Here is a 22,455-nt window from a genome sequence, read left to right as displayed (position 1 = left end):
GACATACCGTGCGATTCCATTTTAGTTATGCTATTATCTTTTTATGTGCAAGCTAGGTTTAAGTGCTTAGTGCCAGTTCATAAACAAAATTTAAAAAGAAGAAGTTAATATATGACTAAAGGAGTTAACGGTAGAATGAAAAGAAGAACAGCTAGGGAAAAGGCGTTACAAGCACTTTTTCAAATTGATGTTAGTAACACCGAACCATCATTAGCAATTGAACATGTCTTGGAAGGCGAGCCGAGTGATGACTATCTAAAACGGATAGTTCTAGGTGTCGTCGAAGAGAAGGCTGAAATCGATAACCTTATTATCGGAAACCTTGAAAAGTGGACTTTAGATCGATTGGCTACTGTTGATCGGAACTTATTAAGAATGGCTGCATTTGAATTGAAATTTTGTCAGGAAATTCCCGGCAATGTTATATTAGATGAAGCGATAGAAATTGCAAAAATATACGGTGATGACCAATCAAGTAAGTTTATTAATGGTGTTTTATCTAAGATAAAAGATACACTTCATAACAATTAATCGATTATTTTATAGGGACAACGGGAGGAAAAATCATGACAGCACAGATTATTAATGGTAAAGAAATAGCTGCAAAAAAAAGGTTAGAAATTGCTGAAGAGGTTGTTAACCTGAAAAATCGTGGCGTTACACCAGGCTTAGCGGTAATTCTAGTTGGCAATAATCATGCATCTAGGACATATGTGACCAACAAAGAAAAGGCCTGTAAAGAACTAGGCATGAATTCATTATTAATTGAAATGCCAGAAGAAGTCTCCGAAGAGGAACTATTAGCTAAAATTGCTGAATTAAATGAAACGCATGACATTCACGGTATATTAGTACAGCTGCCGCTGCCGAAGCATATTGATGAAAAGAAAGTAATTGAATCCATCTCTCCGTTAAAGGATGTCGATGGTTTCCATCCAATCAATATTGGTAGAATGATGACAGGACAGAATGCCTTTTTACCTTGTACACCTTATGGAATTATGGTGTTACTGGAGGAAACTGGTATTTCTATTCCAGGGAAGCATGTAGTCGTAGTGGGTAGAAGTAATATTGTTGGTAAGCCAGTTGGTCAATTATTCTTAAATCAAGATGCCACTGTTACCTATTGTCATTCTAAAACAAAAGATTTGCCGTTACATACAAACCAAGCGGATATTCTTGTCGCTGCAGTAGGAATACCGAACTTTATTAAGGCGGAGCATGTTAAGAATGGCGCCGTTGTTATTGATGTAGGTATCAACCGTAATGAAGCTGGAAAACTTTGTGGCGATGTGGCGTTTGAAGAGGTTGCAGAAAAGGCAGGGTTTATTACCCCAGTTCCAAAAGGTGTCGGTCCAATGACCATCACCATGCTTATGTACAATACTGTGAAATCTGCTGCTGAGAGTCTTGTCCGAAATTAAGTAAATGATGTCCTTATCTTATACATTTAGGAGCGATTTGTTTTTTACAGACAAAAAATCTCGCTAAATGTATAATAGATAAGGACAGTTTTATTCTTTCGTCAAAAGGAGCTGCACATGCAGGAACAAAGATATTTATCTGTGAATGCTTTAACAAAATATATCAAGCGGAAATTTGATGCTGATCCCCATTTACGTGAGGTCCATGTAAGAGGCGAAATTTCAAATTTTAAACAGCATTCGAGCGGACATATGTATTTTACATTAAAAGATGAGAAAGCCCGAATTCTTGCCGTGATGTTTGCCGGACAATCTCGATTTATGAAATTTTTACCTGAAAACGGTATGAAAGTGATTGTTAAGGGTGAAGTCAGTGTCTATGAACCAAGCGGCCAATATCAAATATATATTAGAGAAATGCAGCCTGATGGCATTGGAGAATTATTTCTAGCATATGAACAACTTAAACAAAGATTAGAAGCCGAAGGGTTATTTGCTCCTGAAACCAAAAAAAACATTCCTCTATATCCAAGAACGGTTGGTGTGATTACTTCCCCTACAGGAGCCGCCATACGGGATGTAATTACCACAATTAAAAGACGTTATCCCATTGCTAATATACTTGTGTTTCCTGCTCTGGTTCAAGGAGAGAACGCTGCCCCTTCAATCGTTAAGGCCATCGAAAAAGCCAACAGCATGGAGGAAATTGATGTCTTAATTGTTGGACGGGGAGGAGGTTCTATTGAGGAGTTATGGGCCTTTAATGAAGAAATGACAGCCCGTGCTATTTTTTTATCCAAGATTCCGATTATTTCAGCTGTAGGTCATGAAACGGACTTTACGATTGCTGATTTTGTTGCTGATATGCGGGCTCCTACACCAACCGGTGCAGCAGAATTAGCTGTTCCGCATATTGAAGAGCTGATGGATCGAATTTTGCAGCGGCAAACTCGTCTAATCCGGGTCATGAGCGGAAGGTTTAATTTTGAAAAAGAACGGTTAAATCGTGTTCAAAAATCATATGCATTTCGCTATCCGCACCGGCTTTACGAGCAAAGGCTTGAGCAGGTGGATCGGTTAACAGAACGGCTGGTACGTGGAACCTCTCGATTAACAGGAGTAAAAAATGACCAGTATGAGATTTTGTCAAAACGATTGCAGCGTAAACATCCAAACGAAGGACTGCAGGAGGCTAAAAGACGTTTTGACAGAACGCAAAAGGATCTAAATCGAGCGGTATCGCAAATTTATGTAAAAAAACAGACAGAGTTTGATCGGATTGTTTCTACACTTCAGGCATTAAGCCCACTTAAAATAATGGAGCGGGGATATAGTTTAGCCTATACAGAGGATAACCGGCTCGTTAAAAGTGTCAATCAGGTTAAAGCGAATGAGCAAGTTCAAATTCAATTAACAGATGGAAGCCTTTTCTGTAAAGTGGAAACAATAAAGGAGAGAGAAAATAGTGACAAATGAAAAAACTTTAACCTTTGAAGAGGCCATGACAAAGCTTGAGGAAATTGTTGAGAAGCTTGAAGAAGGCGATGTTCCATTAGAAGAAGCGATTACTTTCTACAAGGAAGGTATGGAACTTTCAAAACTATGTCATGATAAATTAAAAACTGTTGAGGAACAGCTTACGCAAATTATTACGGAGGACGGACGTACTGAGCGTTTTTCTATTACAGAGGAGGATTAGGCTTGAAAACCAGGGTACTAGACGCATTTAGAAAAGAATATCAACAACTGCTAAATCGGGAACTTCGAGCGCTGGTAGAAAAACTGGATGCCCCTTCTGTAATAAAGGATTCCATGATTTATTCTCTAGAAGCAGGCGGTAAAAGAATTCGCCCCCTATTGTTGTTCGCAACCTTAGATGCTTTTGGAATTGACCCTAAAAAGGGCATTCCGGCTGCAGCCGCAATCGAAATGATTCATACCTATTCTTTAATTCATGATGACCTGCCCAGCATGGATAATGATGATTTGAGAAGAGGAAAACCAACCAATCATAAGGTGTTTGGAGATGCGATTGCGATTCTCGCTGGGGATGCTTTATTAACCTATAGTTTTGAAGTAATAAACATGCTTTCCGATGATTTTGCTCCACCCTCTGTAAAGACGAGGTTGGTAATAGAAATGGCAAAAGCAGCCGGCGCTGAAGGAATGGTAGGCGGACAAGTAGCTGACATGGAAGGGGAGAACAAAGTTCTATCCCTTGAAGAACTAGAGTATATACATATTCACAAAACAGGTAAGCTGCTCAGATTCAGTGTGGTTGCAGGAGCCATCATGGCTCGTTCAAATGAAAGCTTATTACAAAACCTATCGTCTTTTGCTCATCACCTTGGACTTGCTTTCCAAATACAGGATGATATTCTAGATTTGGTAGGCAATCAACAAATAATTGGAAAGCCTGTTGGCAGTGATACCGTTAACCATAAAAGCACCTATCCACAATTATTATCCTTGGAAGGGGCACGAGCTGCCCTTCAGAAACAGATTATGCTGTCCAAAGAATACTTAAAAAAGACAGATTTAAATACTATTTTTCTTAACGAAATAACGGATTTAGTTGCATCAAGGGATCACTAGCGTGCTTTTAGGCTGAGTATTAGTATGTTCTAATTGTTCTCATTGTAGAGAAGTTGTTAATTGCCGTTATCACTTAGTGTGTTAGCGGCTATTTTTTCAGATGAGATAGAAATACTAGGAATAATATATGTAGAACGAAAAAGAATGAAAGTGAGTGGTCCAGAAATGGATTTATTATCAATCAAGGACCCATCCTTCTTAAAAAGGATGTCGAATCAGGAGCTTGAGGCTCTTAGTCAAGAAATTCGCGAGTTTTTAATTCAAAAATTATCTGTAACCGGAGGGCATATCGGACCAAATTTAGGTGTGGTGGAACTAACGCTCGCTTTGCATAGATGTTTTGATAGTCCAAAGGATAAAATTATTTGGGATGTTGGTCACCAATCCTATGTTCATAAAATTTTAACTGGCAGGGCAAGTGAATTTGACACGTTAAGACAATTTAAGGGATTATGCGGATTTCCGAAACGGGTAGAAAGTGAGCACGATGTTTGGGAGACGGGACACAGCTCCACTTCTCTTTCAGCTGCTATGGGTATGGCGATTGCAAGGGATCTAAAAAAGGAAAATTCCTTTGTGGTCCCTGTAATTGGCGACGGTGCCTTAACGGGCGGAATGGCGCTTGAGGCCCTAAATCATATTGGACATGAGAAAAAAGATATGATTGTAGTCCTCAATGACAATGAAATGTCGATTGCTCCCAATGTCGGCGCACTCCATAATATATTGGGCCAATTACGGACGGCTGGAAAATATCAATGGGTAAAAGATGAACTTGAAGTACTGTTAAAGAAAATCCCCGCTGTTGGTGGAAAACTCGCTGCAACGGCTGAAAGAGTAAAGGATAGCCTGAAGTATTTAGTGGTTTCCGGTATGTTCTTTGAAGAGCTGGGCTTTACTTATTTAGGACCGATTGATGGTCATAATTTTGATACTTTATTTGAAAGCCTCCAATCAGCAAAAAAGACCGACGGACCTGTGATTCTCCATGTTATTACAAAAAAGGGGAAGGGGTTTAGACCGGCTGAAAGTGACAAGATTGGTACTTGGCATGGAACTGGACCATATAAAATGGATACGGGAGATTTTGTCAAACCTACAAAAAAACAACCGCCTGCATGGAGTAGTGTTGTCAGTGAAACCGTCCGTAAGCTCGCAAGAAGTGATGAGCGAATTGTCGCAATTACCCCAGCAATGCCTGTAGGTTCGAAGCTAGAAGGTTTTGCCAGCGAGTTCCCTGACCGAATGTTCGATGTGGGGATTGCCGAGCAGCATGCTGCAACTGTTGCAGCAGGACTAGCCACTCAACATATGAAGCCATTTTTGGCTATTTATTCAACCTTTTTACAACGAGCCTATGACCAAGTGCTGCATGATATTTGTAGGCAAAATTTAAATGTTTTTATTGGAATTGACCGTGCTGGTTTAGTAGGTGCCGATGGTGAAACACATCAAGGAGTATTTGATATAGCTTTTTTAAGGCATATTCCCAATATGGTTTTAATGATGCCTAAGGACGAAAATGAAGGTCAGCATATGGTTTATACCGCACTAAATTATAATGATGGACCGATTGCGATGAGATTCCCACGGGGGAATGGATTAGGGGTTGAGATGGATGAAGACTTCCAGAACATTCCGATTGGCACTTGGGAGACAATAAAAGAAGGAACAGATGCCGCGATTTTAACCTTTGGCACCACCATTTCAATGGCTTTGGAGGCAGCACAAAGTCTTGAAAAAGAAGGATTCTCCATTAGGGTTGTTAATGCTAGGTTTATAAAGCCGCTTGATGAAAGGATGCTAACGGAACTTCTTGATAAGCATATTCCTATCCTGACCATTGAGGAGGCTGTTTTACAAGGTGGATTTGGCAGTGCAATCCTTGAATATGCGGGGTCCCATGGATATCACGATGCACTTATAGACAGAATAGGGATTCCAGATCGATTTATTGAACACGGAGATGTGGATTCCTTACTTGAGGAAATCGGTTTAACAACAGAAGAAGCAGTAAAGAGGACTTCTATTTTAGCGCAGGCTAGAAAAAAACAACAAAGGGCATAAATATGAAAAACAAAGAACGTTTAGATGTTTTATTAGTTGAAAGAGGACTTATTGAGACGCGGGAAAAGGCCAAAAGAGCGATTATGGCAGGTTTAGTTTATACAAATGAGGAACGACTAGATAAACCTGGTGAGAAGGTTAAAGTAGATATACCCTTAAATATAAAGGGGAACGTACTTCCATATGTGAGTCGTGGTGGCTTAAAACTGGAAAAGGCATTAAAGGTCTTTGATGTGAATGTCGAAAATAAGGTTTTATTGGATATTGGTTCTTCCACTGGTGGGTTTACAGATTGTGCATTGCAAAATGGTGCAAAGATGTCCTATGCCCTCGATGTTGGTTATAATCAGCTTGCATGGAAACTGCGGCAGGATGAACGTGTTATAGTAATGGAAAGAACCAATTTCCGATATGTCACACCAGCAGATTTAAGTCGTGAAATGCCAAACTTTGCCACTATCGATGTGTCGTTCATTTCATTAACGTTGATTTTACCAGTTTTAAAAACATTATTAATTCCTGGCAGTGATATTATTGCTTTGGTTAAGCCGCAATTTGAGGCTGGACGAGAGCAAGTCGGTAAAAAAGGAATTGTGCGGGATGAAAAAGTACATTTACAGGTTATTGAAAAAATTATTAACTTTTCCATCAAGGAAGGCTATGTTGTTAAAAACTTATCCTACTCCCCTATTACAGGCGGAGATGGAAATATTGAATTTTTACTTCACCTAAGATGGGAAAATGAACGAGAAGTAGGGATTAATCAACTGCAAATTCAGCCTGCTGAAATTGTCGAGCAATCCCATAAGGAATTTCACACAAAACAGGATGAAGGGTAGGCAAATAGCCTATCCTTTTGCATGTGAATGTATTTTTATGAGAAAAAAATGTACATTCCTTTGGAAATGGGCTAACATATTGGTAGATAGGACATAACTGATGTTCTTTTATTAGATACAAAAGTATAAAAGCTTTTAACTTTGAGAAATTGTCTAGCTCCAGCGCCTAGCCCCTCGATGGTCTACAGCCAATCCGTCCAAAAGGTTAAAAAGCAACCTTTCGGCCGGCTTGTCTTATGCTTATCGGGGCTGACCAAGGCGCTTGCGCTTTTCATATTACGAGGTGAAAAAATGAATAAAGGTCAACGCCATATTAAAATAAGAGAAATTATTGCCAGCAACGATATTGAGACGCAGGATGAATTAGTAGATGAATTAAAGAGCGCAGGATATAACGTAACGCAGGCAACCGTCTCTAGGGATATTAAAGAATTGCACTTGGTTAAAGTACCATTAACAGATGGCCGCTATAAATACAGCCTTCCAGCAGATCAACGCTTTAACCCTTTACAAAAATTAAAACGATCGCTTATTGATGCATTTGTCAGAATTGATTCCGCGGGTCATTTACTCGTCATGAAATGCCTGCCTGGAAACGCTATGGCAATAGGTGCATTAATTGACAATCTTGACTGGGATGAAATACTGGGAACAATTTGTGGTGATGATACCATGTTAATAATTTGTCGAACACCGGAAGACACCGAGGTCATTACAAACCGGTTCCTTGACATGCTTTAAATGGGGGGAGAGTACCTTGTTAGCAGAATTATCAATAAAAAATTTCGCCATTATTGAGGACTTGTCAATCTCGTTTGAAAAAGGGTTAACCGTTCTAACAGGTGAAACAGGTGCTGGTAAATCCATTATTATCGATGCCATCCATTTATTAGTGGGTGGCAGAGGGTCGGCTGAATTTGTCCGTCATGGTGAAGAAAAAGCCATCATTGAAGGGTTATTCCAAATAGATGATCCTAACCACCCAGTTAAGTCAAAAGCGTTTGAATTTGGGATTGAGATTGAAGAGGGCATGGTCATATTACGGCGTGATATTGCCCGAACTGGGAAAAGTGTTTGCCGGATCAATGGAAAACTCGTGACCATTTCAGTTCTTAGAGAAATAGGTGCAACACTTGTAGATATACATGGACAGCATGAACATCAAGAGCTTATGGATGAAACAAGACACCTGACATTACTTGATCAATTCGGGGCAGAGGCAATTTATCCTGCTCAGAATGAATATTCACAGGTATTTCGCCGCTTTGAGCAGACTTTACATAAACTTAAATCCTTGAGCGAGAACGACCAGCAGACGGCACATCGGCTGGACCTAATTCAATTTCAATTAGATGAAATCCAAAAGGCAGATTTAAAACCAAATGAAGATGAAGAATTGTCTGAGGAAAAAAGAAGATTAGGGAATTTCGAAAGGGTATTTGAGGCCATTCAAACTGGCTATAACGCTCTAAAGGGAGAACAAAGGGGACTAGATTGGATTGGGATGGTCATGGGCTCACTTGAAGAGGCTGCTGCACTTGATTCAACTTATAAAGATTTATCTGATTCAGTTTCAAATAGTTTTTACCAACTAGAAGATGCCGCACATACATTAAGAAATGAATTAGACGGCCTAGAATATGACCCGCAGAGATTAAACGAAATTGAAGGTCGTTTAAACGAAATTAATCAGCTTAAACGGAAATACGGAAAAACCATTACAGAAATATTAGAATATGCTGCCAAGATTGAAGAAGAAATTGAAACATTGCAAAACAAAGAAACGCATATTGGAGAACTCGAAAAGGAATTAACGTCTATCAAAAAAGACTTGGTCCTTGAAGCACAACAATTAACAGAACTCCGCCATAAATGGGCAAATAAGCTAACAAAATTAATTCATAAAGAATTAAAAGAACTGTATATGGAGAAAACTATTTTTGAAATAAGAATTGAATCCGAACAGCACCATTTTGCTAAAAATGGTGTCGATCATATAGAGTTTTATATTTCAACCAATCCTGGCGAACCCTTAAAGCCATTGTCAAAGGTGGCATCGGGTGGAGAATTGTCACGAATTATGCTGGCATTAAAAAGTATTTTCTCTAGACATCAAGGGGTAACATCCATTATTTTTGATGAAGTGGATACCGGTGTCAGCGGTAGAGTCGCCCAATCGATTGCCGAAAAGATATATAAGGTCGCAACAGGTTCTCAAGTTCTCTGTATTTCCCACTTACCGCAAGTGGCAGCAATGGCAGATACTCACTTGTTTATTGCAAAAATTATAAAGGGCGGACGTACAAAGACATCTGTTACACCATTAAAGACAGAAGAGAAAATAAAAGAAATAGGTCGAATGATTTCTGGTACGGAAATAACGGATTTAACGAAGAAACATGCAGAAGAATTATTGCAATTAGCTGGTAAAAATAAGATAAAATGAAAAGCTATCCAAATTGGGTAGCTTTTTTATGTTGAACGAAGTTATAAATGATTGTCAAGGAGGCAAAATTATAGATGTAGCCATTTTTATAAGTGCAATGAAAAGAAGCGAGGAGAGTGAAGGATTTGAAGTTAGAAATAATTAGAAAGATTATTGGTGGAATTCTCCTTGTTTCATTAATTAGCCTTATTTTTTTTCAGCCCTTACAGCAATACCTTTCAATACCAAAGTCAATAACTGTTTTTGAAGGACAAGATTACACGTTCCAAAAGGCTGCACCGGTAACAGCCACCATAGCTTCTCACAATTCAAATATCACACTTAATCAGGAAAAAAAGTCGGTATCTGTTAAAGCAAATGAACACGGCAAGAACGAAATGCTTCTAGAGTATGCAGGAATCCCGATTAAAAAGGTTGATGTACGTGTCTTAAAAGATTTCCGTGTCTTACCCGGAGGTCAATCAATTGGTGTAAAACTAAATACAGTTGGTGTGTTAGTGGTTGGTCACCATTTAATTAACACAGCAAATGGAAAAAAGTCTCCAGGTGAAATTGCAGGAATTAAAATTGGAGATATCATAACAGAAATCAATGGCAGTAAAATTGAGAAAATGACAGACGTTGCTCCTTTTGTCCAATCGGCAGGACAAGATGGTAAACCCCTCGATTTAGTAATAAGCCGAGAAAGTGGAAAATTCACCACCAAACTAACTCCTTTGAAAGATAAAGGAGAGAACACTTATAAGCTTGGCCTATATATCAGAGATTCTGCAGCCGGTATTGGAACCATGACCTTTGTTCACCCGCAATCTAAAAAATATGGTGCCCTTGGACATGTAATTTCAGACATGGATACAAAAAAACCAATCGTCGTTGAAGATGGTCAAATTGTCCGTTCTACTGTAACATCGATAGAAAAAGGAAGTAATGGAGATCCAGGTGAAAAGCTTGCTCGTTTTTCTTCCGATCATGAAATTGTTGGTAACATTCAAAAGAACAGCCCGTTTGGAATTTTCGGGGAATTAAACCGTGAATTAAAAAATGGTATATTGGATAAACCACTTCCGATTGCCTTATCTGATCAGGTAAAAGAAGGACCTGCAAAAATTTTAACAGTGGTTGATAGTGATCAAGTAGAAGAATTTGATATCGAAATTGTTAGCACAATCCCGCAAAAGTTTCCGGCAACAAAAGGCATGGTGATAAAAGTAACCGATCCAAAGCTGCTTGAAAAGACAGGAGGAATTGTACAAGGAATGAGTGGCAGTCCGATTATTCAAAATGGTAAGCTTGTCGGAGCTGTAACACATGTCTTCGTCAATGATCCTACATCCGGCTATGGAGTCCATATTGAGTGGATGCTAAATGAAGCTGGAATTAATATATATGAAACACCAAAAGAAAAAGCAAGTTGAAATAAGAAAAGCGGAAGCACCTGTTTAGCGGCGTATGGACTGGAGCCCTTCGACTGAGATAAAGTAAACACGGAGAGCGATAAGCGATCCGATGTTGACTTATCGTAGGGAGAAGGGCGAAGTCGTCTCGCCGCTGGGTGCTGAAGCTAGCCATCCAAAAGCAAAATAGGTGTAATGACCTATTTTGCTTCTTTTTTGTATAAAGGAAATTCGACAAAAGGCAGTAATAAATTGGAAACGATGCGATTTAAGTCGAAAAAGGAAGTAAAATAAAGAAAAGATAAGATTTTATCACTATTTTAACAAATATTTAAAAAATGAAAGGAATTTTTGTTGCATTGTCGAATTTCTAATTTAGAATAGAATTAAGAGATAAAAGCGATTTGAATGTTCGATTGAAAATAGAGACTCGATTTGAATGAGGGAGGAACAGGATTTGAAAAAGATAAAGGTATTTGTTGTTGATGATAATAGAGAGTTAGTTGGATTATTAGAGGACTATATTTCCTCCCAAGAAGATATGGAAGTTGTCGGTATAGCACATAACGGTCAAGAATGTTTAGATATGCTTGCTTCCGTAGACCCAGATGTTCTTGTGTTGGATATCATTATGCCGCATCTTGACGGATTAGCTGTTCTTGAGCGTTTACGTGATGTAAAAAAAGGAACCATTCCAAATGTTATTATGCTAACTGCATTTGGTCAAGAGGATGTTACCAAAAAGGCGGTTGAACTAGGTGCTTCCTACTTTATCTTAAAACCTTTTGATATGGAAAATCTCGGCAGCCACATTCGTCAAGTTAGCGGTAATACGAATACTTTTACAAGAAAGGCTCCTAGTGTAAGCTATCGGTCTCAGTCTGAACAAAAGCCAAAAAATCTTGACGCAAGCATCACTAGTATTATTCATGAAATAGGAGTTCCAGCACATATTAAGGGATATTTATATTTGCGTGAAGCTATTTCAATGGTTTACAACGATATCGAACTTCTAGGTTCCATCACCAAAGTACTATATCCGGATATCGCTAAAAAGTATAATACAACAGCAAGCCGTGTAGAGCGGGCCATTCGTCATGCAATTGAAGTGGCTTGGAGCCGGGGGAATATTGACTCCATTTCCTCTCTATTCGGTTATACAGTCAGTATGACGAAAGCAAAGCCTACTAATAGTGAATTTATTGCCATGGTAGCAGATAAATTACGCCTTGAACATAAGGCTTCTTGAAAAAATCACTAAAGCAGCTGAGGCCTTCATTCCGGTGAATGAAGGCCTTTGTTATTTTTTTACCCGGATTAATTTTTTTCCTTCTTTTCTAATTCCATTAGTTTTTGTAATAGAATATGTTGAGGTAAATGCATAAGCTGTTCTAACGGTATTTTTAATTCTTGGGATAGCTTTAGGGCAGTTTCTGTTGATAATTGTAATGGTTTCATGTATATTCCTCCATTTAATGTTGGGAAGTGAAAATATGACACAAATATTTGCACATCGTGGATATTCCGCTTCATTTGCTGAAAATACCATGGGCGCTTTTATAGAAGCTGAAAAAGCTGGTGCCGATGGATTAGAACTTGATGTTCAGTTAACGAAGGATGGTGAAATAGTCGTGATCCATGATGAAAAAGTGGATCGAACAACCACCGGAAGCGGGTTTGTTAAGGATTTCTTATATAAAGAAATTAGAAAATTAAATGCGAACAAAAAAGGGTTAAAGAAAGAACTGATCCCATCTTTAACAGAAGTATTGGAATGGCTCCAAACCAACAAATTAATCTGTAATATTGAGTTGAAAAATGGACTCATTCCCTATGATGGAATGGAAGAAAAAGTAGTTCAATTGGTTAGAAACTATGGGCTGAGTGATCGAATTATTATATCGTCCTTTAATCATTATAGTATAGTTTACAGCTACAGGATTGCACCAGAGATTGAAACAGCACCACTGTTTATTGAAGGAATTTATATGCCTTGGATTTATTCGCAATCCATACGGGCAAAAGGGATTCATCCTAAACACTCTGCTATGTCCGATAATATACTTATTAATACCATGGATAATGGTATTGCAGTTCGCCCCTATACAGTGAACAAAGATATAGATATGAACCGGTTTTTTAATATTAATTGTACAGCTATAATAACAGATGATCCCGTTAAGGCTCTTCGGATTAGAAAACAATATGAGAACAAGTTGTAACGAATCGATCTACAAATTGAAAAGGGGAGTGCTGTTCAATAGAACGGCCTCTCCTTTTAAGTTAATCTACGAACGAATCATCATTTCTTAAACTTAGGCTGGACTTTATTACGCTTACGGTCACGGTGAAAGATAAATCCGGCTACAAATCCAAGACCCCCGATAAAAAAAATCAATCCTGTTAAGAATTGCAATAATAAATTTGGGAATGGTGTTTGCAGAATTCCGAATGTCATATCACGCATTAATTTAATTCCTAAAGCCGCTAATGCACCTGGAATGACTAAAATGATGAGAGCGATAATACGTATCATAAATAAATCCTTCCAATTACTAGATAATTTTCTGACTTCTATATCATTATATCTCAACAAAATATTTTTTTATAGTTGAAAATTGTCAAGGTGAGACTTTTAGTTATAATATTAGTAATGAAGAGAATTGCAGAGATTTTTCTTTGGTGAATGCAAAAAATTTCCTAATACCAAAAGGGGTAAAATAAATGCAGAACATTATGATTGTTGGAGCTGGTAAAGGTGGAACGGCAATCTTAGAAATTTTAAAAGAATCCGAAGTGCTTAACGTTCAAGTTGTTATCGATCGAAACGAAAATGCACCCGGAATTATCCTCGCACGCAAAGAGGGAATTAATACAGGGACAAGCTGGCAGACGTATTTAAATGAAAGTATTGATATCGTTATTGAAGTGACAGGAAATGATGAAGTTTTTCATGAAATTCGAAATGCCAAAAATAAGCAAACGGTATTAATTCCCGGGAGCGTTGCCTTCTTGGTATCAAAGCTTATGGAAGAAAAGGAAGAACTTGTGGCCAAGCTCCAAAATGATTCATATAAGCAGGAACTAATTTTTAACGCTGCCAATGATGGTATGGTGGTTATCGACAATAAAGGACAAGTGATCCTTTTTAATAAAAGAGCCGAAGAAATCATGGGTGTTAACAAAGAGCAGGCAATTGGTAAGGATGTTCTAGAAGTTATCCCGACGAGCAGGCTTTTATTAATTTTGAAAACAAGAAGAGTGGAATCTAATCAGGAAATGGAATTAGGTAATGGACGAAAAATTATAACGACCCGTATTCCGATTATTGAAGAAAATGGAACATTAATGGGGGCATTTGCTGTTTTTAAGGATATAACAGAAGTGGTTAATTTAGCAGAGGAAATCACTAATTTACAGGAAATCCAAACCATGCTTCAGGCCATTATTCATTCGAGTGATGATGCTATCTCTGTTGTTGATGAGAATGGCCGTGGAATCCTTATTAATCCAGCTTACACCAGACTAACTGGCCTTACCAAAGATCAAGTCATTGGAAAGCCTGCAAATGCTGACATTTCTGAAGGTGAAAGTATGCATATGAAGGTTTTACAAACAAGAAGGGCTGTACGTGGTGTCCCAATGAGGGTAGGCCCCAATAAAAGAGAGGTAATTGTCAATGTAGCCCCGATTATTGTAGAAGGGAAATTAAAAGGCAGTGTCGGTGTTATCCATGATATGTCAGAGATGAAATCGTTAAGCAGAGAATTGAATCGGGCTAGACAAATTATCCGGACTCTTGAAGCAAAATATACATTCGAGGATATTATCGGCATATCCGAGGAAATGTTAATTGCGATTGAACAGGCAAAGCTGGGGGCAAAAACTCCTGCAACTGTACTGCTCCGAGGGGAATCGGGAACAGGGAAAGAGTTGTTTGCCCATGCCATACATAATGCGAGTGATCGAAAATACAATAAATTTATTCGTGTAAATTGTGCCGCAATTTCTGAATCGTTATTAGAGAGTGAATTATTTGGCTATGAGGAAGGTGCCTTTTCAGGCGCACTAAGGGGGGGAAAACGCGGTCTTTTTGAGGAAGCAAACAACGGCAGTATCTTTCTTGACGAGATAGGGGAATTATCTGCCAATACCCAGGCAAAGCTCTTAAGAGTACTGCAGGAAAGTGAAATTATCCGTGTGGGTGGTACAAAGCCTATCAACATAAACGTCCGAATCATTGCTGCAACAAATGTAAATCTGGAAAAGGGTATTGCTAAAGGTTCGTTTAGGGAAGACTTATATTATCGATTAAACCGCATGCCAATTCAGATTCCACCGCTCAGGAAGCGTAAAGAGGAGATCCCTGTTTTATGCAGCAGACTGATTAATAAAATTAATCGGGATTATGGAAGAAATGTCGAAGGAGTAACGAAAGAAGCACTAGCTCAAATAATGGAATATGACTGGCCGGGAAATGTGAGAGAATTAGAAAATATCCTTGGCAGGGCTATTATTTTTATGAATTATAACGATACCTTAATCGATATTAACCATCTTCCGGAATTAAGAAATAAAACGATAAGAATAGAATCTTCTGGAATGTCATCCGCTGAACCGTTTAATTTAAAAAAGACCTTGCCTGAAATGGTGGAGGAATACGAAGCAAGGATTATCCAGGAAACTCTTTCACGTTTGAACGGAAATAAAACAATGACAGCTAAAACATTAGGTTTATCGGTAAGGAACCTTTATTATAAACTAGATAAATACAATCTTGAAAAAAATAGCACGCAATAATTTTCACAGCCTGAAATTTATTGCATTGTTCTGACGAAGAAAATAAAACGTTTACATAAATGTGGTATGGCATAAAACTTGCATATTTTAAAGTGGGTTTGAGGAAGAGAAGAAAGGGTTGATGACAGCTTGTTGCTAGACTCACTGATAAACCAAGCAACACACAATGGCTATAATACGGTTGCTGTAGCTGCTGGAGACACGGCGGAAGTCATTGAGGCCGTACTTGATGCGTTAAATCGAAATCTTGCTGAATTTATACTTTATGGTGATCAAGAAAAAATCATTTCACTGATTAAATTGCAAAAGCAGGAGCTATTGAATAATCATAAATTAAAAATTGTTCATTCAGATTCTGTGGTCAGTGCCGCAGAATCCGCGGTTCAAGCTGTTTCCAACAAACAAGCAAATGTATTAATGAAAGGAAATATTCCATCCAATATCTTTTTAAAGGCGGTTTTAAATAAGGAATATGGACTCAGAACCGGGAATGTTTTATCACATACAGCATTCTTTGAAGTCCCTGGTTTTAGTCAACTACTCTTAATTACAGATGCAGCTATGAACATTGCTCCTAACTTAGAACAAAAAGTGCAAATTATAAAAAATACGGTTGCACTTGCCAAATCAGTCGGGATCGAAATGCCGAAAGTAGCGGTAATTGCTGCTGTTGAAGCAGTTAATCCCGATATGCAGGCAACCCTTGATGCCGCTGCATTAACAGTGATGAATAAACGGGGGCAAATTTCCGGTTGCATTGTTGATGGGCCGCTTGGCCTTGACAATGCCATTTCTGAATTAGCTGCTGAACACAAAGGGATTATCAGCGATGTAGCAGGTAAAGCAGATATTTTATTGGTACCCACTATCGAGGTTGGGAATGTGTTATATAAATCATTAATTTATTTTGCTAAGGCAAAGGTAGGCGCTGTCCTTGCAGGAGCAAGCGCTCCTATTGTGCTTACATCTAGAGCTGATTCAGCAGAAAGCAAGCTGTATTCACTAGCGTTAGCGTTATGTTGTGTAAATAAATAGATTTTTACCCATTTGAGGAGGAAATTTCATGGAAATCTTCAAGTATTTAGAGAAATATGATTATGAGCAATTAGTTTTTTGTCAAGATAAGCAATCAGGTCTAAAAGCTATTATTGCTATTCATGATACAACACTTGGTCCGGCATTGGGTGGTACCCGCATGTGGACATATGCCTCCGAGGAAGCAGCGATTGAAGATGCTCTTCGTCTAGCCAAGGGGATGACCTATAAAAATGCAGCTGCAGGCTTAAATCTCGGAGGCGGAAAAACCGTTATTATTGGCGATCCTCGCAAAGACAAAAGTGAGGAATTATTCAGAGCTTTCGGCCGTTACGTCCAAGGTTTAAATGGCCGGTACATTACAGCGGAAGATGTGGGTACAACTGTGGCGGATATGGATTTAATCCACGAGGAGACAGATTTTGTTACAGGTATTTCTCCGGCATTTGGATCATCTGGTAATCCATCACCGGTCACTGCTTTTGGTGTATATCGCGGCATGAAAGCAGCGGCAAGGGAAGCTTTTGGTACGGATTCACTTGAAGGAAGAGTGGTTGCAGTGCAGGGAGTTGGCAATGTAGCTTATACACTTTGCGAATATCTGCATAAAGAAGGGGCGCAGCTTATTGTAACGGACATTAACAAAGAAGCAGTTAATCGTGCGATTCAAGCATTTGGTGCCCGTGCAGTTGATCCGGATGATATTTATGGAGTTGAGTGTGACATTTATGCTCCTTGTGCCTTAGGGGCAACGATTAATGATGACACAATCCCTCAATTAAAGGCTAAAGTAATTGCGGGTTCTGCTAATAATCAATTAAAGGACGCTCGTCATGGTGATATCATTCATGAAATGGGTATTGTCTATGCCCCGGATTATGTAATAAACGCTGGCGGCGTTATCAATGTGGCGGATGAGCTTTATGGATATAATCAAGAACGTGCAATGAAAAAGGTTGAACAGCTTTATACAACGATTGAAAAGGTCATTGAAATTTCTAAGCGGGATGGTATCCCAACTTATGTTGCTGCTGATAGAATGGCCGAAGAAAGAATCGCACGAATTCGTAATTCTAGAAGCCAATTTTTACAAAATGGCCATCATATCTTAAGTCATCGAATTTCAAGATAATACAAGGACCATACCAGGAACATGATGTTAAGGCAAAGCGCTGAATTGGATTCAGCGCATTTGCCTTTAGATAGATGTTTTAAAGTGGAGGTTACGACGTTGCCAGATTATAAAGATCGGATACTTACCATTAACCCAGGATCAACAACCACTAAAATTGGTGTTTTTGATAACGAAGTTTCTATTTTTGAAAAATCAATCCGTCATGATGTAGAAACCATTAATACTTTTTCAAATATTATTGACCAATATCAATTTAGAAAAACTGTAATTTTGGAAACACTGGATAATGAAGGAATTAATATATCAAAATTATCAGCTGTTTGCGGACGTGGCGGCTTACTTCGTCCTATTGAAGGCGGAACATACGAGGTCAATGATTTAATGTTAAAGGATTTAAGATCTGGCTATGCCGGGCAGCATGCATCTAATTTAGGTGGGATTATAGCCTATGAAATTGCTTCAGGTTTAAATATCCCTGCCTTCATTGTCGATCCAGTTGTTGTTGATGAACTCGCCCCAATTGCTAGGATCTCCGGTTTTTCCTTAATTGAAAGAAAAAGTATCTTTCACGCCTTAAATCAAAAGGCAGTTGCTAGGAGAGTAGCAAAGGAACTGGGAAAGGAATACAGTGAATTAAATTTGATTGTTGCCCATATGGGCGGTGGCATTACCGTCGGTGTCCATCAACAAGGAAAAGTTGTTGATGTAAACAATGGTTTACACGGTGATGGACCTTTTAGTCCGGAACGGGCTGGGACGGTGCCTGCAGGGGATTTAATTGCCCTTTGTTTTTCAGGCGAATATTATCGGGAAGAAATGATGAAGAAACTTGTAGGGCATGGTGGACTTGTTGGATACCTTGGAACAAACGATGCAGTAACGGTAGAAAAGAGAATTGCTGCAGGCGACAAAGAGGCAGAGCTAATCTATGAGGCAATGGCCTATCAGGTAGCAAAGGAGATAGGGGCCTGCAGTGCGGTTGTTTCTGGTAAGGTGGATGCGATTATCTTAACAGGCGGACTCAGCTTTGGAAATGGATTTGTGAAATCAATTAGCGATCGAGTCAATTGGATTGCGGATGTAATTGTTCAACCCGGGGAAAATGAACTTCAAGCCTTGGCAGAAGGGGCACTTCGGGTTTTAAGCGGTGAAGAGGAAGTAAAGGTATATCCAGGGAACTTTTCTACTGCAAAAATTTAATGAATATGGGGAGGAAACATAAGTGGCACAAGAATATGATTTGGTCATTCTTGGAGGTGGAACAGGCGGCTATGTGGCAGCTATTCGCGCTTCACAGCTTGGCTTAAAAACGGCCATTGTTGAAAAAGGAAAATTGGGAGGTACCTGCCTCCATAAGGGCTGCATCCCAAGCAAGGCCTTATTAAGAAGTGCAGAGGTATTTGCGACAACAAAACGCGGTGAGGATTTTGGTGTTATCACAAGCGATGTTTCATTAGATTTTAGAAAAGTTCAAGCTAGAAAAAATAAGATTATTGACCAGTTACATAAGGGCGTCCAACATCTAATGAAACAGGGGAAGATTGATGTCTATGAAGGGATTGGCCGAATCCTTGGACCATCGATTTTTTCACCGATGCCAGGTACTATTTCAGTTGAAATGAACAACGGAACGGAAAACGAAATGCTGATTCCAAAAAATGTGATTGTTGCCACTGGTTCAAGACCAAGAACGCTTCCAGGCTTGGAAATCGATGGTCGGTTGGTAATATCATCTGATGAAGCATTACAGCTTGAAGCCTTGCCAAAATCAATCATTATTGTTGGAGGCGGTGTTATCGGAATAGAATGGGCTTCCATGCTTTCTGATTTTGGAATAAATGTAACAGTTATTGAGTTTGCTGACCGCATCATTCCAACAGAGGATAAAGATATTTCTAAAGAAATGCAGCGGGTCTTGAAAAAGAGGGGGATAAACCTTGTTACCAGTGCTAAGGTGCTTCCTGAAACAATTGTTAAAGATCAAGAGGTTAGTATTTCAGCAGAGGTTAAAGGCGTTCTTAAACAGTTTAAGGCTGAAAAACTCTTAGTCTCAGTTGGTCGCCAAGCAAATTTAGAGGGAATAGGACTTGAAAATACCGATATCCAGGCTGAAAATGGCTTTATTGTGACCAATGAATTTTATCAAACGAAAGAGTCCCATATTTATGCGATAGGTGACGTTATAGGCGGTTTACAACTTGCACATGTTGCCTCACACGAGGGAATTATTGCAGTTGAGCATATAGCAGGAGAAAAACCATCGCCGATGAATTATAACTTAGTATCCAGGTGCATCTATAGTAACCCGGAGGTCTCCAGTGTAGGAATAACTGAGGAGCAGGCAAAAGAAAAAGGCCATAAATTGAAAATAGGTAAGTTTTCCTTCCGGGCAATCGGGAAAGCTCTTGTTTTCGGCGATTCAGATGGCTTTGTAAAAATTGTTGCAGATTCCGAGACTGATGATATTCTAGGGGTGCATATGATTGGTCCACATGTAACTGACATGATCACAGAGGCAGGGCTGGCCATGGTATTAGATGCAACACCATGGGAAATTGCCCATACCATTCATCCACATCCAACTTTGACAGAAGCCATTGGGGAAGCAGCTTTGGCAGTGGATGGGAAGGCCATTCATTCATAATAAATGTAAAGTATTAGGTGTTGATAAATTGTTAGTGTCTATCGAACAATCGGGAGGTAAGAAATAAATGGCAGAGAAGCGTCATGTAGTTTTAGGATTAAGCGACCAAAAGGTATTGGAAATGTATGAGACGATGCTTTTGGCCCGACGCATTGATGAGCGGATGTGGTTATTGAATCGTGCTGGAAAGATTCCATTTGTTATTTCATGTCAAGGCCAAGAAGCAGCACAGGTGGGAGCGGCTTTTGCTCTGGACCGGGAGAAGGATTATGTACTTCCCTATTACCGTGATATGGGGGTTGTGTTAACTTTCGGGATGACACCAACAGAATTGATGCTTTCCGGTTTTGCTAAGGCGGAGGATCCGAACTCAGGGAGCCGGCAAATGCCTGGGCATTTTGGGCAAAAGAAAAATAGAATCGTAACAGGTTCGTCACCTGTTACCACACAAGTTCCTCACGCTGTAGGAATTGCTCTTGCGGGAAAAATGGAGAAAAAAGATCTAGTAACATTTGTTACCTTTGGAGAAGGTTCTTCAAACCAAGGGGATTTCCATGAGGGAGCAAACTTTGCAGGTGTGCATAAACTTCCGGTTATATTTATGTGCGAAAATAATAAATATGCTATTTCAGTCCCAATTGAAAAACAATTAGCATGTGAAAAGGTGTCAGATCGTGCGATTGGATATGGGATGCCAGGTGTAACCGTTGATGGTAATGATCCTCTGGAAGTGTATAAGGCTGTAAAAGAAGCGGCTGACCGGGGCCGCCGTGGCGAAGGTCCAACCCTTGTTGAAACAGTTTCTTACCGGCTTACTCCACATTCTTCGGATGATGACGATCGTTCGTACCGCGCACCGGATGAAGTGGCAAAAGCAAAAACAAAGGATCCGTTAATGACGTTTGGAGCCTATTTGAAGGAAACAAATGTCTTAAATGATGACCTGGAAAAAGAAATGAATGATCGTGTGATGAAACTGGTGAATGAGGCGACAGAATATGCAGAGAATGCTCCTTATTCTGCACCAGAAGATGCATTGAAATATGTTTATGCGGAAACGGAAGAGTAAGGGGGACGTAAAATGGCGATTATTTCATATATTGATTCAATTACAATGGCGATGCGTGAAGAAATGGAACTCGATCCCAAGGTGTTTATCCTTGGTGAAGATGTAGGGGTGAAAGGCGGCGTATTTAAAGCAACCCAGGGCTTATACGAACAATTTGGCGAGGAACGGGTCATTGATACACCACTTGCAGAGTCAGCTATCGCAGGAGTAGGAATCGGGGCAGCGATGTACGGGATGCGCCCAATTGCAGAAATGCAATTTGCTGATTTTATTATGCCTGCTGTAAACCAAATTATTTCTGAAGCTGCAAAAATTCGCTATCGTTCTAATAATGATTGGAACTGTCCAATTGTTATACGTGCCCCTTACGGCGGAGGAGTACATGGAGCACTCTATCATTCTCAATCAGTCGAAGCGGTTTTTGCTAATCAGCCAGGGTTGAAAATCGTAATGCCTTCCACACCATACGATGCGAAAGGACTATTAAAAGCCGCTATTCGCGACAATGACCCGGTTCTCTTTTTCGAGCACAAACGGGCATATCGTTTAATCAAGGGTGAAGTTCCAGCGAATGATTATACGCTGCCAATAGGAAAAGCGGATATAAAACGCGAAGGCGAAGATATTACAGTTATTACTTATGGTCTATGTGTTCATTTTGCCCTTCAAGCGGCAGAAAAATTAGCCCAGGATGGAATTTCTGTTCATATCCTTGATTTACGAACTGTCTATCCGCTTGATAAAGAGGCGATTATTGAGGCAGCTTCTAAAACCGGCAAGGTCCTGCTAATAACAGAGGACAATAAGGAAGGAAGCATAATAAGTGAAGTTTCAGCCATTATAGCGGAACATTGCTTATTTGAATTAGATGCTCCTATTATGCGGCTCGCTGGACCAGATGTCCCGGCCATGCCTTATTCTCCTACGATGGAGAAATTCTTTATGGTTAATCCGGACAAAGTCGAAAAGGCAATGCGCGAGCTTGCGGAATATTAAGGAGGTATGGA

21 protein-coding genes are annotated in these 22,455 nt (G+C 39.4%); 19 read left to right on the top strand and 2 right to left on the bottom strand.

Going from position 1 to position 22,455, the window contains the following annotated elements; translation table 11 throughout:
- Positions 1 to 135 precede the first annotated feature (135 nt).
- From nusB to spo0A, 11 genes are all read left to right on the top strand, one after another.
- Positions 136 to 531, top strand: a complete 396-nt coding sequence (gene nusB / locus AAHB15_RS19695) for a transcription antitermination factor NusB (RefSeq protein WP_335572962.1) — start codon at positions 136 to 138, stop codon at positions 529 to 531.
- Positions 532 to 566: 35 nt separating this feature from the next.
- Positions 567 to 1,424 carry a bifunctional methylenetetrahydrofolate dehydrogenase/methenyltetrahydrofolate cyclohydrolase FolD gene (folD, locus tag AAHB15_RS19690; protein ID WP_342043136.1) on the top strand — a complete coding sequence of 286 codons (858 nt, stop codon included), beginning with the start codon at positions 567 to 569 and terminating at the stop codon, positions 1,422 to 1,424.
- A gap of 117 nt (positions 1,425 to 1,541) precedes the next feature.
- A complete protein-coding gene (gene xseA, locus AAHB15_RS19685; protein WP_335572963.1) occupies positions 1,542 to 2,900 on the top strand; it encodes an exodeoxyribonuclease VII large subunit in 1,359 nt (452 codons plus the stop codon).
- Complete coding sequence (locus AAHB15_RS19680; protein ID WP_335572964.1) at positions 2,890 to 3,123, top strand: exodeoxyribonuclease VII small subunit; 234 nt, start codon at positions 2,890 to 2,892, stop codon at positions 3,121 to 3,123. Before xseA ends, AAHB15_RS19680 begins: the two co-directional genes overlap by 11 nt.
- A gap of 2 nt (positions 3,124 to 3,125) precedes the next feature.
- Positions 3,126 to 4,019, top strand: a complete 894-nt coding sequence (locus AAHB15_RS19675) for a polyprenyl synthetase family protein (RefSeq protein ID WP_342043135.1) — start codon at positions 3,126 to 3,128, stop codon at positions 4,017 to 4,019.
- Positions 4,020 to 4,184: 165 nt separating this feature from the next.
- Positions 4,185 to 6,086 (top strand): 1-deoxy-D-xylulose-5-phosphate synthase, encoded by a 1,902-nt coding sequence (gene dxs, locus AAHB15_RS19670; protein ID WP_342043171.1) that lies wholly within the window; start codon positions 4,185 to 4,187, stop codon positions 6,084 to 6,086.
- Positions 6,087 to 6,088: 2 nt separating this feature from the next.
- Positions 6,089 to 6,925 (top strand): TlyA family RNA methyltransferase, encoded by an 837-nt coding sequence (locus AAHB15_RS19665; protein WP_335572966.1) that lies wholly within the window; start codon positions 6,089 to 6,091, stop codon positions 6,923 to 6,925.
- Between the two features lie 291 nt (positions 6,926 to 7,216).
- Entirely contained in the window at positions 7,217 to 7,666 is a 450-nt protein-coding gene (gene ahrC, locus AAHB15_RS19660) for a transcriptional regulator AhrC/ArgR (protein ID WP_098530077.1), read from the top strand.
- A gap of 16 nt (positions 7,667 to 7,682) precedes the next feature.
- On the top strand, positions 7,683 to 9,371 hold the full coding sequence (gene recN, locus AAHB15_RS19655) for a DNA repair protein RecN (RefSeq protein ID WP_335572967.1): 1,689 nt from the start codon (positions 7,683 to 7,685) through the stop codon (positions 9,369 to 9,371).
- A gap of 116 nt (positions 9,372 to 9,487) precedes the next feature.
- Complete coding sequence (gene spoIVB / locus AAHB15_RS19650; protein ID WP_446715887.1) at positions 9,488 to 10,786, top strand: SpoIVB peptidase; 1,299 nt, start codon at positions 9,488 to 9,490, stop codon at positions 10,784 to 10,786.
- A gap of 436 nt (positions 10,787 to 11,222) precedes the next feature.
- Entirely contained in the window at positions 11,223 to 12,014 is a 792-nt protein-coding gene (gene spo0A, locus AAHB15_RS19645; RefSeq protein WP_098530080.1) for a sporulation transcription factor Spo0A, read from the top strand.
- A 68-nt stretch (positions 12,015 to 12,082) separates the two neighbouring features.
- On the opposite strand, the gene AAHB15_RS19640 is transcribed toward spo0A, so the two are convergent.
- Positions 12,083 to 12,223, bottom strand: coding sequence for a YycC family protein (locus AAHB15_RS19640; RefSeq protein ID WP_144563088.1), 141 nt, complete (start codon positions 12,221 to 12,223; stop codon positions 12,083 to 12,085).
- Positions 12,224 to 12,258: 35 nt separating this feature from the next.
- Here AAHB15_RS19640 and AAHB15_RS19635 point away from each other — a divergent pair, with 35 nt between their 5' ends.
- Positions 12,259 to 12,987, top strand: coding sequence for a glycerophosphodiester phosphodiesterase (locus AAHB15_RS19635; protein WP_335572968.1), 729 nt, complete (start codon positions 12,259 to 12,261; stop codon positions 12,985 to 12,987).
- 80 nt (positions 12,988 to 13,067) lie between these two features.
- On the opposite strand, the gene AAHB15_RS19630 is transcribed toward AAHB15_RS19635, so the two are convergent.
- Positions 13,068 to 13,301 (bottom strand): DUF2627 domain-containing protein, encoded by a 234-nt coding sequence (locus AAHB15_RS19630; RefSeq protein WP_098530082.1) that lies wholly within the window; start codon positions 13,299 to 13,301, stop codon positions 13,068 to 13,070.
- 188 nt (positions 13,302 to 13,489) lie between these two features.
- Between AAHB15_RS19630 and AAHB15_RS19625 the strand changes: the two genes are divergently transcribed.
- The 7 genes from AAHB15_RS19625 to AAHB15_RS19595 all read left to right on the top strand — a co-directional run bounded on the left by AAHB15_RS19625 (position 13,490) and on the right by AAHB15_RS19595 (position 22,444).
- The gene (locus AAHB15_RS19625; RefSeq protein WP_342043133.1) at positions 13,490 to 15,565 is read left to right on the top strand and encodes a sigma-54-dependent Fis family transcriptional regulator; all 2,076 of its coding nucleotides are present in this window, start codon (positions 13,490 to 13,492) and stop codon (positions 15,563 to 15,565) included.
- Between the two features lie 129 nt (positions 15,566 to 15,694).
- Positions 15,695 to 16,600: a phosphate butyryltransferase gene (yqiS, locus tag AAHB15_RS19620; RefSeq protein ID WP_335572969.1), complete on the top strand. Its 906-nt coding sequence runs from the start codon at positions 15,695 to 15,697 to the stop codon at positions 16,598 to 16,600.
- A 28-nt stretch (positions 16,601 to 16,628) separates the two neighbouring features.
- Positions 16,629 to 17,732, top strand: coding sequence for a branched-chain amino acid dehydrogenase (bcd, locus tag AAHB15_RS19615; protein ID WP_342043132.1), 1,104 nt, complete (start codon positions 16,629 to 16,631; stop codon positions 17,730 to 17,732).
- A gap of 99 nt (positions 17,733 to 17,831) precedes the next feature.
- On the top strand, positions 17,832 to 18,935 hold the full coding sequence (gene buk / locus AAHB15_RS19610; RefSeq protein ID WP_335572971.1) for a butyrate kinase: 1,104 nt from the start codon (positions 17,832 to 17,834) through the stop codon (positions 18,933 to 18,935).
- Positions 18,936 to 18,957: 22 nt separating this feature from the next.
- Positions 18,958 to 20,379 (top strand): dihydrolipoyl dehydrogenase, encoded by a 1,422-nt coding sequence (gene lpdA / locus AAHB15_RS19605; RefSeq protein WP_342043131.1) that lies wholly within the window; start codon positions 18,958 to 18,960, stop codon positions 20,377 to 20,379.
- A gap of 67 nt (positions 20,380 to 20,446) precedes the next feature.
- A complete protein-coding gene (locus AAHB15_RS19600) occupies positions 20,447 to 21,448 on the top strand; it encodes a thiamine pyrophosphate-dependent dehydrogenase E1 component subunit alpha (protein WP_098530088.1) in 1,002 nt (333 codons plus the stop codon).
- 12 nt (positions 21,449 to 21,460) lie between these two features.
- Complete coding sequence (locus AAHB15_RS19595; protein ID WP_342043130.1) at positions 21,461 to 22,444, top strand: alpha-ketoacid dehydrogenase subunit beta; 984 nt, start codon at positions 21,461 to 21,463, stop codon at positions 22,442 to 22,444.
- Positions 22,445 to 22,455 lie beyond the last annotated feature (11 nt).

The organism is Bacillus sp. OTU2372 (assembly GCF_038440275.1).
Taxonomy (GTDB): domain Bacteria; phylum Bacillota; class Bacilli; order Bacillales; family Cytobacillaceae; genus Neobacillus; species Neobacillus bataviensis_B.
The sequence above is the reverse complement of the archived record's forward strand: the minus strand, read 5'-3'. Positions and strand labels throughout refer to the sequence as shown.